The following is a 15,147-nucleotide window of genomic DNA, read 5'->3' as shown; positions in this document are numbered from 1 at the left end:
CGTGTGAAAGGCGTAATGTTCGACGGACGTCATCGGGTTGAGATGACGACGGGGCGACACCATCTGACGACGGCGCACGACACGGCGAAGAGGGATCGGCATGGACCGCCAGACGGTCGGCAGCACGAACCGGGGCCGGCTTCGGGTCGGGGTTCGGACCGAGGGCCGGAGCGAGGTAGTGACAGCGGCCGGTGAGTTGGATCACCACACGGCCGACCTGTTGCGGACACCTCTGGACGAAGCGCTCGAACAGGGCAGGTCACGCCTCGTGATCGACTGTTCGCAACTGGAATTCTGCGACTCCACCGGACTCAACGTCCTGCTGGGCGCCCGCCTCAAGGCGGATGCCGCCGGCGGCGGGGTCCATCTCGCGGCGATGCTGCCCGTGGTGGCGCGCGTCTTCGAGATCACCGGCGCGGACGCGGTCTTCACCGTCCATGACTCCCTCGAAGAGGCCCTGGCCGACTGACTCCGGCCGCTACTCTGCACCCCGGGTTCCGCATCGGATCCCCGCCCTGCCCTGTCGTGTTGCCCTCCTCACCATTTCCGGACCGGTGAAGTGGGTGTTGTCACGATTCGGAGGGGCAGAAGACCCCCGGCGGCCCCAGCAGGACCCCGCACGCTCTGTACACAAGAACTGGCTAATTGGTGAATCGGTGAGGTGAAGCGCTGATGAGCACCACCCGGCAGCCTCCGCCGGGCGATCTCGGCCCCGAGTCGGACGGGGCGGGAACCGCCGCCGCGACGTCCGACGCGCGGGTACGGTCGCTCGCCCTGGCCGGCGCCAGCGGTGTCGTACCGCTCGCGCGTGACTTCACCCGCCAGGCGCTCTACGACTGGGGCTGGCTCCCCGCCTCGACCGCGGACCGGCGGGCGGCGGCGGAGGACGTGCTGCTGGTCGTCTCCGAGCTGGTCACCAACGCGTGTCTGCACGCCGAGGGCCCCGAGGGGCTGCGCGTCGCGCACACCGCCAAGGTGCTGCGGCTGGAGGTCACGGACCGCGGTACGGGCCAGCCGGCCCCCCGTACCCCGCACCGCGCGGGACGCCCCGGCGGCCACGGCATGTTCATCGTCCAGCGGCTCTGCCTCGACTGGGGCGTCGTACGGACCCCCGGCGCGGCCGGCAAAACGGTCTGGGCGGAGCTGGCCGCTCCGTCGTAACGCGCGTAGCGGGACTCCGTGAGTACGTACGCGAGAGGGCCGCCGCACCTTTACCCGGTGCGGCGGCCCTCTTCGTCGCGTACGACCCGTCCTGACAGGACCTAGTGGATGTCGCCCATCAGTGCCCGTACCTTCCTGCGGTACATGAAGACCGCGAGGCCGGCGAGGGACGCCAGCAGCGCTTCCAGCGCGACCACGCCCGTCTTCCCCAGATCGACCCCGCCGATGGAGAGCAGACCGGTCACGGAGTCGCCCGCGGTGACCGCCAGGAACCAGACCCCCATTATCTGGCTCGCGTACTTCGCCGGCGCCATCTTTGTCGTCACCGACAGACCCACCGGGGAGACGCACAGCTCGCCCACGGTCTGGATCAGATAGATGCCCACCAGCCACATCGGGCTGACCAGCGTGCCGTCCGCCGCCATCGCCAGCGGGATCAGGAAGAAGAAGAACGAGACGCCGACGAAGAACAGCCCGGCGGCGAACTTCACGACCGTGCTCGGCTCCTGGCCCCGGCGGCTCAGCCAGAGCCAGAACCAGGCGAAGACCGGCGCGAGCGCCATGATGAACACCGGGTTCAGCGACTGGTACCAGGAGGACGGGAAGCCCAGCCCGAACAGCTCGCCGGCGGCCTTCGTCGTACCGAACGCCTGGACCGTGGAGCCGCCCTGGTCGTAGATCATCCAGAACACGGCCGCGGCCACGAAGAACCAGATGTACCCGGACATCTTGGTCTGTTCGGTCGCCGACAGCTCCTTGTCGCGCTTGATCCGGATCAGTACGGCGGCCGGGATCACGATGCCCGCGAGCGTCAGCGGGACCATCGCCCAGTTGAGGGTGAAGTTGCCGCTGAGACCGACGGCGCCGTAGAAGACGGCGGCGATCAGCAGCCAGGTCATGCCCTTGCGCAGCCAGGTGACGCGCTCCTCGCGGGAGAGCGGGGTCGGGACGCGGCTGCTCTCCGGGCTCAGATGCTTCGTACCGAGCAGGAACATGATCAGGCCGATGCCCATGCCGACCGCGGCGAGGGCGAAGCCCAGATGCCAGTTGTATGTCTCGCCGACGGTGCCGATGATCAGCGGGGCCAAGAAGGCACCGATGTTGATGCCCATGTAGAAGATGGTGAACCCGCCGTCACGGCGCGGGTCGTTGGGGCCGTCGTAGAGATGGCCGACCATCGTGGAGATATTGGCCTTCAGCAGACCCGAGCCGAGCGCCACCAGCGCCAGCCCGGCGAAGAAGCTTCCCGTGCCCGGCAGGGCCAGGGTGAGATGGCCCAGCATGATCGTGGAGGCCGCGATCGTGACGGTCTTGCGCGGGCCCCAGAGCCTGTCGCCCAGCCAGCCGCCGGGCAGCGCCAGCAGATAGACCATGGACAAGTAGATGGAGTAGATGGCCGTGGTGGTGGCCAGATCCATCCCGAGCCCGCCGCCCTGAAGCCCCTTCGAGGCGTCGGGGCCACCGGAGATCAGATAGATGGTGAGCAGGGCCCTCATGCCGTAGAAGCTGAAGCGCTCCCACATCTCGGTCATGAAGAGCGTGGCCAGTCCGCGGGGGTGGCCGAAGAAGGTCTTCTCGGGTCCGGCGGGGGCGCTGGGCGAGTCCTTCGTCAGGCTGGACGCCATGGGTCGATCCTTGCTTGCTCGGGACGCGGCGCTTGGTCAGCGGTGACGCGCCCGGTGTGGGGGGCGGGCCGGAGCGGTACGTGCCGTCCCCGGCGCGGAGACGCGGAGAGGAGACCCTTGGCACTCAGCAGGCCAAAGGTCTCCTAGTGGTACTACAGGCGTCTCGACACCATACGACATGACAGAGTCCCATATGGAAGGACTTGAGAGATGAATCACAGGATTTGATGGAATCAAACCCTTATATTCGAAGGTAGATCATCAGATCGCACGCGAACCCGAAGGCATCGCCGAGCAGGACCCAAGCGCCGCCCCGTGCGGTCTACCATCACCACATGACCCGTGTACTGCTCGCCGAGGACGACGCTTCCATCTCGGAGCCGCTGGCCCGCGCCCTGCGTCGGGAGGGTTACGAGGTCGAGGTCCGCGAAGACGGTCCGACCGCGCTGGACGCCGGACTCCAGGGCGGTGTCGACCTGGTCGTACTCGACCTGGGCCTGCCCGGGATGGACGGCCTCGAAGTCGCCCGCCGGCTGCGCGCCGAGGGCCACGCCGTGCCGATCCTGGTGCTGACCGCCCGCGCCGACGAGGTGGACACCGTGGTCGGCCTGGACGCCGGCGCCGACGACTATGTGACCAAGCCCTTCCGGCTCGCGGAGCTGCTGGCGCGCGTACGGGCGCTGCTCCGGCGCGGCGCCTCGGACCCCGTGCCCGCCCCCGCCACCCATGGCGTACGGATCGATGTCGAATCGCACCGCGCGTGGATGGGCGACGAGGAACTCCAGCTCACCGCCAAGGAGTTCGACCTGCTGCGGGTCCTCGTCCGGGACGCGGGCCGGGTCGTCACCCGTGACCAGCTGATGCGCGAGGTCTGGGACACCACCTGGTGGTCGTCGACCAAGACCCTCGACATGCATATCTCCTGGCTGCGCAAGAAGCTCGGTGACGACGCCGCCAACCCGCGCTATATCGCCACCGTGCGGGGCGTCGGCTTCCGGTTCGAGAAGAGCTAAGCCACCTTGCGCCGTCGTCTGATCAACTCCACGCTCGCCGTGGTGCTGGTCGTCATCGCCGTCTTCGGGGTCTCGCTCGTCATCGTCGAGACCCGGACGATCAGCAGCAGCGCCCAGGAGAGCGTGGACTCCGAGGCGGTACGGCTGGTGAGCATCGTCGACAGCCGCCTCCTCGGCGGTGACAACATCACCGCCAAGGTGCTGTCCGAGCAGATCGACCAGACGCGGTACGCCCGGATCGAGATCCCGGGCCGGCCCGTCGTCCAGATCGGCGAGCGGCCGACCGGCAGCGTCATCCGGGGCAAGGCGACGGGCGAGGAGGGCGAGACCGTCATCGTCGAGGAGGCACGCTCCTCCGTGACCCGTGAGGTCGGCCGCACCCTCCTGATCATCGGCGCGGTGGCACTGCTCGCGGTCATCGCCGCCGTGCTGCTCGCCGTACGCCAGGCCAACAAGCTGGCCTCCCCGCTCACCGATCTCGCGGAGACCGCGGAGCGCCTCGGCTCCGGCGACCCGCGCCCCCGGCACAAGCGGTACGGGGTGCCCGAGCTGGACCGGGTCGCGGATGTCCTCGACTCCAGCGCCGAGCGCATCGCCCGGATGCTCACCGCCGAGCGGCGGCTCGCCGCGGACGCCTCGCATCAGCTCCGTACGCCGCTGACCGCCCTGTCCATGCGGCTGGAGGAGATCTCCGCCACCGACGACCTGGAGTCGGTGAAGGAGGAGGCGATGGTCGCGCTGACGCAGGTCGAGCGGCTGACCGATGTGGTGGAGCGACTGCTCACCAACGCGCGCGACCCGCGTACCGGCTCCGCCGTCGCCTTCGATCTCGACGAGGTCGTCAAACAGCAGATCGAGGAGTGGCGTCCGGCCTACCGCAGTGCCGGGCGGGCCATCGTCTGCTCGGGTCGGCAGGGGATGCGGGCCGTCGGCACCCCGGGCGCGGTCGCCCAGGTGCTGGCCGCGCTGATCGAGAACTCACTCATGCACGGCGGCGGTACGGTCGCCCTGCGCACCCGCGTCACCGGTAACCAGGCCGTCATCGAGGTGACCGACGAGGGCCCCGGTGTCCCGGCCGACCTCGGGGCGCGGATCTTCGAGCGCACCATCAGCGGCCGCAACTCCACCGGGATCGGCCTGGCCGTGGCCCGCGACCTGGCGGAGGCGGACGGTGGCCGGCTGGAGCTGCTCCAGCAGCAGCCGCCGGTCTTCGCGCTCTTCCTCAGCCGGGAGGCCCGTAACCGCAAGGCACCGAAGTCCCCGGAGCGGCCGGTCCGCTGACTGCGGGCGACCGGGGGGCGTGGCTTTCCGGGGGGCATGGCCTGTCAGCCGCGGACGCGGTCGGGGCGCGGGGGCTCCCGTTCCAGGAACGATTCGTCCGGCAGGTCCACGCCCGCCGCCGCGGGCTGGGCGCGGAACACCCAGGTGCGGTACGACCAGAAGCGGAAGAGCGTCGCGACCCCGATGCCGAGGAACTTGAAGACATTGCTCTGGAGCGGGCTGTCCCAGCCGAAGCCGTACGTCGCCGCGTAGAGCACCCCGTTCTCGATGACCAGACCGACCACGCTGAACAGCAGGAAGAGCGTCAGCTCCTTCGTGCGGCGGCTCTTGTCCCGGTCCCGGTAGGTGAAGTAGCGGAAGCCCACGTAGTTGAAGGCGATCGCGACGACGGTGGCCAGGATGCTGGCCCGCACCACGGGGAGCGTGGTGGTGTGCCGTACGAGATTGAAGACCAGCAGGTTGACCAGCAGCCCCGCGCCGCCCACCGCGCCGAACTTGACCACCTCGCGGACGAGCCGGTCCAGTCGCACGCGGAGTGCGCCCCGTTCGCTCATATGCCCGTTCAGCCCCGTCCGGTCGGTGTCAGTTCCGAACCATGCTAACCAGCGGCCCCTTCCGCCGCCTGGGCGACCGTACGTCACCCTCGGTCACGGTGGGTGGCGGCCGTACGGGGGACGCCCGTACGGGCCGGGGCCGCGCCCGTACGCGGGGGCCGGGCCCATCGGGCGGCGGATACCCTGGGGGCGTGACGTTCCCGGTAGTCGGCATGGTCGGCGGCGGTCAGCTCGCCCGTATGACCCACGAGGCGGGCATCCCCCTCGGCCTCAGATTCAAGCTCCTCAGTGACACCCCGCAGGACTCGGCGGCCCAGGTGGTGAACGATGTCGTCGTCGGCGACTACCGCGACCTGGACACGCTGCGTGACTTCGCGCGCGGCTGCGATGTGATCACGTTCGATCACGAGCATGTTCCGATCGAACATCTGCGTGCCCTGGAGGCGGACGGAATCCCCGTCAGGCCGGGCCCGGACGCGCTGGTGCACGCGCAGGACAAGGGCGTGATGCGCGCCAGGCTGACCGAGCTGGGCGCGCCCTGCCCGCGCCACCGCGTCGTCACAGGACCGGCCGATGTCGCGGCCTTCGCGACCGAGGTCGGCGGCTTCCCGGTCATCCTCAAGACGGTGCGCGGCGGCTACGACGGCAAGGGCGTCTGGGTCGTACGGTCCGAGGAAGAGGCGGAGGAGCCCTTCCGGGCCGGGGTCCCCGTACTGGCCGAGGAGAAGGTCGACTTCGTACGCGAGCTCGCCGCGAACATCGTCCGCTCCCCGCACGGCCAGGCCGTCGCGTACCCCGTGGTCGAGTCCCGGCAGGTCGACGGCGTCTGCGACACCGTCATCGCCCCCGCGCCCGGACTGCCGGACGAGCTGGCGGGCGAGGCCCAGCTGCTCGCCCTGCGGATAGCCGCCGAACTGGGGGTCGTGGGCCATCTCGCGGTGGAGCTCTTCGAAACCCGCGACGGCAGGATTCTTGTCAACGAGCTGGCGATGCGCCCGCACAACTCCGGGCACTGGACCCAGGACGGCGCGATCACCTCGCAGTTCGCCAACCATGTGCGCGCCGTACTCGATCTGCCGCTCGGCGACCCGCGCCCGCGTGCGCCCTGGACAGTTATGTGCAATGTGCTGGGCGGCGACTATCCCGATATGTATGCGGCCTATCTGCACTGTATGGCGCGGGACCCGCAGCTGAAGATCCATATGTATGGCAAGGACGTGAAACCCGGCCGCAAGGTGGGGCATGTCAACACCTACGGCGACGACCTGGACGACGTGCTGGAGCGCGCCCGCCATGCCGCCGGCTACCTCCGAGGAACGATCACCGAATGAAAGCCCACCCGTCACCCGGCCACCGCCCCTCATCGGGCGCTGACGCGCGCGCCACACCCCTGGTCGGCGTCGTCATGGGCTCGGACTCCGACTGGCCCGTCATGGAGGCCGCCGCGAAGGCCCTCCACGAGTTCGAGATCCCTTACGAGGTGGATGTCCTCTCCGCGCACCGCATGCCGCGCGAGATGATCGCGTACGGCGAGGAGGCCGCCGGGCGCGGACTCAAGGCGGTCATCGCGGGCGCGGGCGGCGCGGCGCATCTGCCGGGCATGCTCGCCTCGGTGACCCCGCTGCCGGTGATCGGCGTCCCCGTACCGCTGAAGTACCTCGACGGCATGGACTCGCTGCTGTCCATCGTCCAGATGCCCGCCGGTGTGCCGGTCGCCACGGTCTCGGTCGGCGGCGCCCGTAACGCGGGGCTGCTGGCCGCCCGTATCCTCGCCGCCCACGACCCCGAACTCCAGGGCAGGATGCGGGAGTTCCAGCAGGAGCTGAACGACCAGGCGACGGCGAAGGGCAAGCGGCTGCGCGCGAAAGCCGAAGGCGCGGACCACTTCGGATTCGGAAAGTGACGGACACGGCCATGGACTCCACGCCCTACCTCGACGAGGCCCGTGCCCTGCTGGCCGACTTCCCGGTGGTCGACGGACACAACGACCTGCCCTGGGCGCTGCGCGAGCATGTGCGCTACGACCTGGACCGGCTCGACATCGCCGGCGATCTGTCGGGCAAGCTGCACACGGACATCCCCCGGCTGCGGCGAGGCGGCGTCGGCGGGCAGTTCTGGTCCGTGTACGTACGGTCCGACATGGCCGGTGACGACGCGGTCAGCGCGACGCTGGAGCAGATCGACGTGGTCGGCCGGCTGCTGGCCCGCTACCCCGGCGATCTGTCCCGCGCCCTGACGGCGGACGACATGGAGACCGCGCGGCGGCACGGCAGGATCGCCTCCCTGATGGGCGCCGAGGGCGGCCACTCCATCAACAACTCCCTCGCCACGCTGCGGGCCCTCCATACCCTGGGTGTCCGCTATATGACGCTCACCCATAACGACAATCTCGCCTGGGCGGACTCGGCGACGGACGTCCCGGGCGTGGGCGGGCTCTCGGCCTTCGGCCGCGAGGTGGTCCGCGAGATGAACCGCACGGGCATGCTGGTCGACCTCTCGCATGTGGCCGCCACGACGATGCGTGACGCGCTCGCCGCGACCGGGGCGCCGGTGATCTTCTCGCACTCGTCGGCACGGGCGATCTGCGACCACCCGCGCAATATCCCGGACGACGTGCTGGAGAAGCTGCCCGCGAACGGCGGCGTGGCAATGGCCACGTTCGTACCGAAGTTCATCCTCCCCGCGGCGGTGGCCTGGACGCAGGCGGCGGACGAGAACATGCGGGCCCACGGTCTGCACCATCTGGACACCACCACGCGCGCGATGGAGATCCACCAGGCCTTCGAGGCGTCCCACCCGCGCCCGAACGCCACGGCGGCGACGGTCGCGGACCATCTGGACCATATGCGGGAGACCGCCGGTATCGACCACATCGGCATCGGCGGCGACTTCGACGGCACGGCCTTCACCCCGGCCGGCCTGGACGACGTCGCGGGCTACCCGAACCTGATCGCGGAACTGCTCGCCCGTAAGTGGTCCACCGAGGACCTGGCGAAGCTGACGTGGCAGAACGCGGTACGGGTGCTGCGTGCGGCGGAGGACGTGGCGCGGGACCTGCGGGACGAGCGGGGTCCGTCGCTGGCGACGATCGAGGAACTGGACGGCTGACGACGGCTGACGCCCGTGCCTTCCGGCCCGAGCGCGCGAGGACGGCGCCCTGGTGGTTGGCTGAAGGGGTAGCAGCGAGTAGCGCCGGGGTGCCTCCCGCTCGCGGGAGCGGGAGGCACCGGGCGGCGCGACCCGTGACGTGCGATCTGCACGTGCCACGTGCACACGTGCCACGTGCGACGTCAGGGAGCAGACATGCCACTCGATTCCTATGTCACGCTCGGCCGCTCGGGACTGCGGGTCAGCCCCTTCTGTCTGGGGGCCATGACCTTCGGCGAGGACCACGGCTGGGGCGCCACCGAGGCCGAGTCCGGGGCGATGATGAACGAATATCTCGATCGCGGCGGAAACTTCATCGACACGGCCAATATGTATACCAATGGCCATTCCGAGAAGATCATCGGTGATTTCTTCGCGAAGAAGAGCACGCGGCGTGACCGCACGGTCATCGGTACGAAGTTCTTCTGCAATCTCCATGAGGGAGATCCGAACGGAGGCGGCGCGGGCCGCAAGGCCATGGTCGACCAGTGCGAGGATTCACTGCGCCGGCTGCGAACGGATTACATCGATGTCTACTGGCTCCACAACTGGGACCGCACCGTACCGGTCGAGGAGACCCTGCGCTGCCTCGATGATCTCGTGACAGCGGGCAAGATTCGCTATATCGGCTTCTCCGACATTCCGGCCTGGAAAGCCGCCGAGGCCCAGACCATCGCGCGTTTCAGGGGCTGGTCCCCGGTGGTCGCCATGCAGCTCGAATACTCCCTGCTGGAACGGACGGCCGAGGGCGAGCTGATTCCCATGGCGCGGGAATGCGGTATGGGCGTGATGCCGTGGTCCCCGCTCAGGAGCGGATTCCTCTCGGGGAAGTACTCCCGTGAGAACGCCGGATCGGGCTCCGTCGACACCAGACGTACGGGCCTGGTGGGCGGGCCCCGTGAGGCGGACTACGACGTCATCGAGGCGGTGAACGCCGTCGCCGCGGACCTGGGCGTGCCCCCGGCAACGGTGGCGCTCGCCTGGGTGAGAGGCCGTCCCGGGGTGACCTCCACGATCATCGGCGCGCGCCGGCTGCAGCAGTTCCGGGAGAATCTGGCCGCGCTGGACGTCACGCTCGGTCAGGAGCACATGGACGCGCTGGACGAGGTCTCGAAGCCCGCGCTCGACTTCCCCGCGGACATCAACAGGGACCTCGCCCCCATGCTCGCCTTCGCCGGAGCGACCGTGGACGGGGTGCCGTCGGAGGTCTCGCCGATGCTCGCGTCGAGCCCGGTCAGGTACTGACAGTCCCACTGGACAGGACCTAGGCCCTGTCCGGCCGGACAGGACCTAGGCGCGCGGGCGCCCCATCGCGCGGTACGTCCAGCCCGCCGCGCGCCACCGCGCCGGGTCCAGCGCGTTACGCCCGTCCAGGATCAGCCGCCGCGACGCCGCCTCCCCCAGGGCCGCCGGGTCCAGCTCACGGAACTCGCGCCACTCCGTCAGATGCAGTACGACATCGGCGCCGCGCACCGCGTCCAGCGCGGACGGCGCGTACCCCAGCGTCGGGAAGAGCCGCTTGGCGTTCTCCATGCCCTTGGGGTCGTACACCGTCACCTGGCCGCCCTGGAGATGGATCTGCCCCGCGACATTGAGCGCGGGGGAGTCCCGTACATCGTCCGAGTCCGGCTTGAAGGTCGCGCCGAGCACCGCGACGCGCTTGCCCAGGAACGACGAGTCGCCGCCCACGGCCTCGCGCGCCAGCTCCACCATGTGGCCGCGGCGCCGCATATTGATCGAGTCCACCTCGCGCAGGAACGTCAGCGCCTGGTCCGCGCCCAGCTCGCCCGCCCGCGCCATGAACGCCCGGATGTCCTTCGGCAGACAGCCGCCGCCGAAGCCGATCCCGGCGCGCAGGAACTTCTTCCCGATCCGCTCGTCGTAGCCGAGCGCCTCCGCCAGCTTCACCACATCGCCGCCGGCCGCCTCGCAGACCTCCGCCATCGCGTTGATGAACGAGATCTTCGTGGCCAGGAAGGAGTTCGCGGAGGTCTTCACCAGCTCGGCGGTCGGGAAGTCCGTCACCACGAACGGCGACCCCTCGCCCACCGGCGTCGCGTACACCTCGCGCAGCACCCGCTCGGCGTGCTCGCTGCGTACGCCCACCACGATCCGGTCGGGGTGCAGCGTGTCCTGTACGGCGAAGCCCTCGCGCAGGAACTCCGGGTTCCAGGCCAGCTCCACCTCGCCGCCCGCGGGCGCCAGCTCGACGATGCGGGCCGCGAGCCGCTCCGCGCTGCCCACGGGCACCGTCGACTTGCCGACGACCAGCGCGGGCCTGCCCAGATGCTTGGCGAGGCTCTCGACCGCGGAGTCGACGTACGACATGTCGCAGGCGTACTCGCCGTGCTTCTGCGGGGTGTTCACGCACACGAAGTGCACATCGCCGAACTCCGCGATCTCCGCCCAGTCCATGGTGAACCGCAGCCGCCCGCTCGATCCCTCGATCCCGGCGACATGTTTGCGCAGCAGCTCTTCGAGACCGGGCTCGTACATCGGGACCCGGCCCGCGGAGAGCATCTCGATCTTCTCGGGCACCACATCGAGGCCGAGGACCTCGAAGCCCAGCTCCGCCATGGCCGCTGCATGCGTGGCGCCGAGATAGCCGGTGCCGATCACGGTGATCTTGAGGGCCATTGAGTGCTCCAGGGGGATGCGGGCAGGTGCGGGCCCGAGCATAGCCGCGCGTAGCGGGGGCTCCGCAGGGGCACTTCTTCCAGTACGGAGTGGCTGTCGGCAAACTCACCTATGCCTGCGGCGCCTCGGCCCCCTAAAATTGTGTTACTTAACGGTAGTTAGCATCCTGGGGAGTGAAAGACCGTGGCCGGATCGGCTGATTTCGACCTGTACCGCCCGTCCGAAGAGCACGACATGCTCCGCGACACCGTGCGCGCGCTCGCGGAGGCGAAGATCGCCCCGTTCGCCGCGGCGGTCGACGAGGAGGCGCGCTTCCCGCAGGAGGCCCTGGACGCGCTGGTCGCCTCCGATCTGCACGCGGTCCATGTCCCGGAGGAGTACGGCGGCGCCGGCGCCGATGCCCTCGCCACCGTGATCGTCATCGAGGAGATCGCGCGCGTCTGCGCCTCCTCCTCGCTGATCCCGGCCGTGAACAAGCTCGGCTCGCTGCCGGTGATCCTCTCCGGCTCCGAGAACCTGAAGAAGACGTACCTGGGCCCGCTGGCCAAGGGCGACGCGATGTTCTCGTACTGCCTCTCCGAGCCGGACGCGGGCTCCGACGCGGGCGGTATGAAGACCAAGGCGGTACGGGACGGCGACCACTACGTCCTCAACGGCGTGAAGCGCTGGATCACCAACGCGGGCGTCTCCGAGTACTACACGGTCATGGCCGTCACCGACCCGGACAAGCGCACCAAGGGCATCAGCGCGTTCGTGGTCGAGAAGGGCGACGAGGGCGTCTCCTTCGGCGCCCCGGAGAAGAAGCTGGGCATCAAGGGCTCCCCGACGCGCGAGGTCTACCTCGACAACGTCCGGATCCCCGCGGACCGGCTGATCGGCGAGGAGGGTACGGGCTTCGCCACCGCGATGAAGACCCTGGACCACACCCGCATCACGATCGCGGCCCAGGCGCTCGGCATCGCGCAGGGCGCGCTCGACTACGCCAAGGGCTATGTGCAGGAGCGCAAGCAGTTCGGAAAGCCGATCGGCGACTTCCAGGGCGTGCAGTTCATGCTGGCCGACATGGCCATGAAACTGGAGGCGGCCCGCCAGCTCACCTACTCCGCCGCCGCCAGGTCGGAACGCGTCTCCGCGGGCAGCGCCAAGGAGGACCTCACCTTCTTCGGCGCGGCGGCCAAGTGCTTCGCCTCCGACGCGGCCATGGAGATCACCACGGACGCGGTGCAGCTCCTCGGCGGGTACGGCTACACACGCGACTACCCGGTCGAGCGGATGATGCGCGACGCCAAGATCACACAGATCTACGAGGGCACGAACCAGGTCCAGCGGATCGTGATGGCGAGGAACCTGCCGTAGCGCTGCCGTGCGCGTGGTGTACGTGCTGAGAGGAATGCCCCGCGCCGATGATCGGCGCGGGGCATTCCCGTGACGTTCCACCGGTACGTCTCTCGGCCGCCAGTTCGTCACCGCCGAGGCGCGGCAGGCCCACCATCGAGTCAATTCCCCGGCGGACAGCGGCGGTTCCGGTGCAATTCCCCTGTCATCTTCTTAGCACATGCAGGAGGAACCCTTGCTGTCCCCCCGACTGGTCCGGGCGCTCGCGGCCGGTGCCGCCGCCGTGGCCCTCGCCGCTCTGCCCACCGCCGCTGCCGGCCCCGCGACCGCCGCGCCTGCCTCCACTCAGGCCGCCGCACGCTTCCCCTTGCTGCCTCCGATCGGCGCCGAGGTCCCCTCCTCGATGCTCGCGATCAACAGTCTCTTCGAATACCGGGGCACCGCCTACACCGTCGACTTCCGCGGCGGCATCAAACAGCGTGTCGACGTCAACCCCGACGACCCCATCAACAGTGTGCGGCTGCGCACCGTCGGGTTCCGTGTCAGCGCCGAAATTCCAGGCGGGGGCAGCATCACCCTGGAGCAGAACGACGTCGACGTCGACCCGAAGAGCATCCTGCGGATCACCTCGCACTTCCCGCCCAAGTTCGACGAACACGACGTCATCCCGGTCAGCGCGACCGTCGAACTCCCCGGGAAGGACCCGGTCGTACTCAACGGCATCGAGCCTCTGCGACTGAGCGCCACCGGCCTCAGCCAGTACCCCGCCAGGGGCGACCGCTACCTGCTGGACAGGGTCCTCGACTTCGCCACACTCGACCGGCCCGGCACCCCCGTGGCCCGACTGGTCACCTTCGACTCCAAGCGCGGCGGCCTGTAAACCACCCCGCACACCCCGGCCGCCCGAGCCTCAGCGGTCGGCCATCGCCCCCTGGCCCGGCTCCGACCGGGACGGGGGGCTGTCGCGGAAGCGCCTGGCCCAGAGATAGAGACCGGTCTCGGGCTGCCCCTCGGCTCCCTGCTCGGGACAGATGTTCAACTCGTCCACCCACAGCCCCGCTTGGCGGGCCCAGTCGCCGAGATCTTCACGTCGGCACAGGGCGGGGCGGTAGCTCGTGTCCATGAACCGCACCTCGTCGTCGGTGCGCCGCTCCGAAACGGCGACCAGCAGCGTGCCGCCCGTGACCGTGAGATCCCGCAGTCTCTCCAGCGCGGCGATGAACATGTCCGCGGTCAGGTCGACGAGGGAGTAGAAGCTCACGACAGCGTCGAAGGGCCCGATGTCCAGCTCCTGGTCGAAGAGATCGGCCCTGACGAAGCGCGCTCCCGGAACCTGGCGCCGTGCGTGGGCGAGCAGGCCCTCGGAGACGTCGATCCCGGTGACGTCCATGCCTCCCTCACTCAGCTGCCCGGCCGTGGGCAGACCGGTGCCACACCCCACATCCAGCACCCGGGCACCAGGATCCAGCCGGCTCATCAGGCGCTCGGCCGCCTGGATCTGGGAGGTCTTCCTGCCCTCGAACGCATGCTGGTACCCAAGCCCCAGCGAGTCGAAGAACGCCGCCGCCTCCGCTGCCTGCGGCGCCAGCACGACGATGTCCTCGGAACCCCTGTCCTGTGTCTGCCCCATAGTCCCTCGCCTCTCCAGCCTCTCTCCAGCCTCTCTCCGGCCGACCGACGCTCCTGCTCTACCCGGATTCCCCCGTGGCTCCTCCGTCCGACCGGCACGATCACCTGAACGAGGCCGGGACCGGCTGTCAGTGCCGGGTGCGAGACTGCCCCGCATGATCGAATCGAAAGCGAAAGCGGACCTTCTCCACTACCTGCGAGCCGCCCGCGAAGCCCTGCTGTGGAAGCTCGACGGGCTCTCGGAGTACGACATCCGCCGCCCGCTGACGCCGACCGGCACGAATCTGCTGGGGCTGGTCAAGCACATCGCCGGTGTTGAACTGGGGTATTTCGGCGACACGTTCGGGCGGCCGTACTTTGACGAGCCGCCGTCCTGGTACGGGGAGGGCGCCGAACCGGGCGCGGACATGTGGGCCACCGCGGACGAGTCCCGCGAACAGCTCGTCGGGCTGTACCAGCAGGCGTGGAAGCACGCGGACGCCACGATCGCCACGCTGCCGCTCGACGCGATCGGTCACGTCCCGTGGTGGCCGGAGGAACGGCGAGAGGTGACACTGCACCATGTCCTGGTACGTGTGATCGCCGATACTCACCGGCACGCCGGCCACGCCGATATCGTCCGGGAACTCATCGACGGGGCCGTGGGGATGGCGGAGGGCAACGACAACATGCCGCCGGGCGATCAGTCGTGGTGGGAGAACTACCGGAGCCGACTGGAGCGTGCGGCGAGGGAGGCCGGTCACGGCTGACCGCTTCCCCGGGGAC

At 69.3% G+C, this 15,147-nt stretch carries 15 protein-coding genes; 11 read left to right on the top strand and 4 right to left on the bottom strand.

Translation table 11 applies throughout. The features are described from left to right. Window positions 1-100 precede the first annotated feature (100 nt). On the top strand, window positions 101-469 hold the full coding sequence (locus IF11_RS0109285; protein ID WP_030351006.1) for an STAS domain-containing protein: 369 nt from the start codon (window positions 101-103) through the stop codon (window positions 467-469). A 203-nt stretch (window positions 470-672) separates the two neighbouring features. Further along, window positions 673-1,161: an ATP-binding protein gene (locus IF11_RS0109280; RefSeq protein WP_030351005.1), complete on the top strand. Its 489-nt coding sequence runs from the start codon at window positions 673-675 to the stop codon at window positions 1,159-1,161. A 101-nt stretch (window positions 1,162-1,262) separates the two neighbouring features. Here IF11_RS0109280 and IF11_RS0109275 read toward each other — a convergent pair whose 3' ends face one another. Further along, entirely contained in the window at window positions 1,263-2,786 is a 1,524-nt protein-coding gene (locus IF11_RS0109275; protein WP_030351004.1) for a peptide MFS transporter, read from the bottom strand. A 335-nt stretch (window positions 2,787-3,121) separates the two neighbouring features. On the opposite strand from IF11_RS0109275, the gene IF11_RS0109270 reads away from it, so the two are divergent. Next, window positions 3,122-3,799, top strand: coding sequence for a response regulator transcription factor (locus IF11_RS0109270; protein WP_030351003.1), 678 nt, complete (start codon window positions 3,122-3,124; stop codon window positions 3,797-3,799). A 6-nt stretch (window positions 3,800-3,805) separates the two neighbouring features. After that, entirely contained in the window at window positions 3,806-5,080 is a 1,275-nt protein-coding gene (locus tag IF11_RS0109265; RefSeq protein ID WP_030351002.1) for an ATP-binding protein, read from the top strand. A gap of 44 nt (window positions 5,081-5,124) precedes the next feature. On the opposite strand, the gene IF11_RS0109260 is transcribed toward IF11_RS0109265, so the two are convergent. Continuing rightward, a complete protein-coding gene (locus IF11_RS0109260) occupies window positions 5,125-5,634 on the bottom strand; it encodes a GtrA family protein (RefSeq protein ID WP_030351001.1) in 510 nt (169 codons plus the stop codon). Between the two features lie 212 nt (window positions 5,635-5,846). On the opposite strand from IF11_RS0109260, the gene IF11_RS0109255 reads away from it, so the two are divergent. The 4 genes from IF11_RS0109255 to IF11_RS0109240 all read left to right on the top strand — a co-directional run bounded on the left by IF11_RS0109255 (window position 5,847) and on the right by IF11_RS0109240 (window position 10,026). Further along, window positions 5,847-6,965, top strand: a complete 1,119-nt coding sequence (locus IF11_RS0109255; protein ID WP_240627816.1) for a 5-(carboxyamino)imidazole ribonucleotide synthase — start codon at window positions 5,847-5,849, stop codon at window positions 6,963-6,965. Continuing rightward, window positions 6,962-7,537 carry a 5-(carboxyamino)imidazole ribonucleotide mutase gene (purE, locus tag IF11_RS0109250; protein ID WP_030350999.1) on the top strand — a complete coding sequence of 192 codons (576 nt, stop codon included), beginning with the start codon at window positions 6,962-6,964 and terminating at the stop codon, window positions 7,535-7,537. The genes IF11_RS0109255 and purE overlap by 4 nt, the downstream gene beginning before the upstream one ends. A gap of 11 nt (window positions 7,538-7,548) precedes the next feature. Beyond that, window positions 7,549-8,742, top strand: a complete 1,194-nt coding sequence (locus tag IF11_RS0109245) for a dipeptidase (protein ID WP_030350998.1) — start codon at window positions 7,549-7,551, stop codon at window positions 8,740-8,742. A gap of 195 nt (window positions 8,743-8,937) precedes the next feature. Further along, a complete protein-coding gene (locus IF11_RS0109240; protein ID WP_030350997.1) occupies window positions 8,938-10,026 on the top strand; it encodes an aldo/keto reductase in 1,089 nt (362 codons plus the stop codon). Between the two features lie 45 nt (window positions 10,027-10,071). On the opposite strand, the gene IF11_RS0109235 is transcribed toward IF11_RS0109240, so the two are convergent. Then, window positions 10,072-11,418 carry a UDP-glucose dehydrogenase family protein gene (locus IF11_RS0109235; RefSeq protein ID WP_030350996.1) on the bottom strand — a complete coding sequence of 449 codons (1,347 nt, stop codon included), beginning with the start codon at window positions 11,416-11,418 and terminating at the stop codon, window positions 10,072-10,074. A 183-nt stretch (window positions 11,419-11,601) separates the two neighbouring features. Here IF11_RS0109235 and IF11_RS0109230 point away from each other — a divergent pair, with 183 nt between their 5' ends. After that, the gene (locus IF11_RS0109230; RefSeq protein WP_030350995.1) at window positions 11,602-12,774 is read left to right on the top strand and encodes an acyl-CoA dehydrogenase; all 1,173 of its coding nucleotides are present in this window, start codon (window positions 11,602-11,604) and stop codon (window positions 12,772-12,774) included. A 214-nt stretch (window positions 12,775-12,988) separates the two neighbouring features. Beyond that, window positions 12,989-13,633 carry a hypothetical protein gene (locus tag IF11_RS0109225; protein ID WP_030350994.1) on the top strand — a complete coding sequence of 215 codons (645 nt, stop codon included), beginning with the start codon at window positions 12,989-12,991 and terminating at the stop codon, window positions 13,631-13,633. 30 nt (window positions 13,634-13,663) lie between these two features. On the opposite strand, the gene IF11_RS0109220 is transcribed toward IF11_RS0109225, so the two are convergent. Next, complete coding sequence (locus IF11_RS0109220) at window positions 13,664-14,383, bottom strand: class I SAM-dependent methyltransferase (protein WP_051745732.1); 720 nt, start codon at window positions 14,381-14,383, stop codon at window positions 13,664-13,666. Window positions 14,384-14,537: 154 nt separating this feature from the next. Here IF11_RS0109220 and IF11_RS0109215 point away from each other — a divergent pair, with 154 nt between their 5' ends. Next, entirely contained in the window at window positions 14,538-15,131 is a 594-nt protein-coding gene (locus tag IF11_RS0109215) for a DinB family protein (RefSeq protein WP_030350992.1), read from the top strand. The last annotated feature ends 16 nt before the right edge of the window (window positions 15,132-15,147 follow it).

Source organism: Streptomyces scopuliridis RB72, from assembly GCF_000718095.1.
GTDB lineage: Bacteria > Actinomycetota > Actinomycetes > Streptomycetales > Streptomycetaceae > Streptomyces > Streptomyces scopuliridis.
Note: the sequence above shows the minus strand (reverse complement) of the source record. Positions and strands in the feature narration are given on the sequence as shown.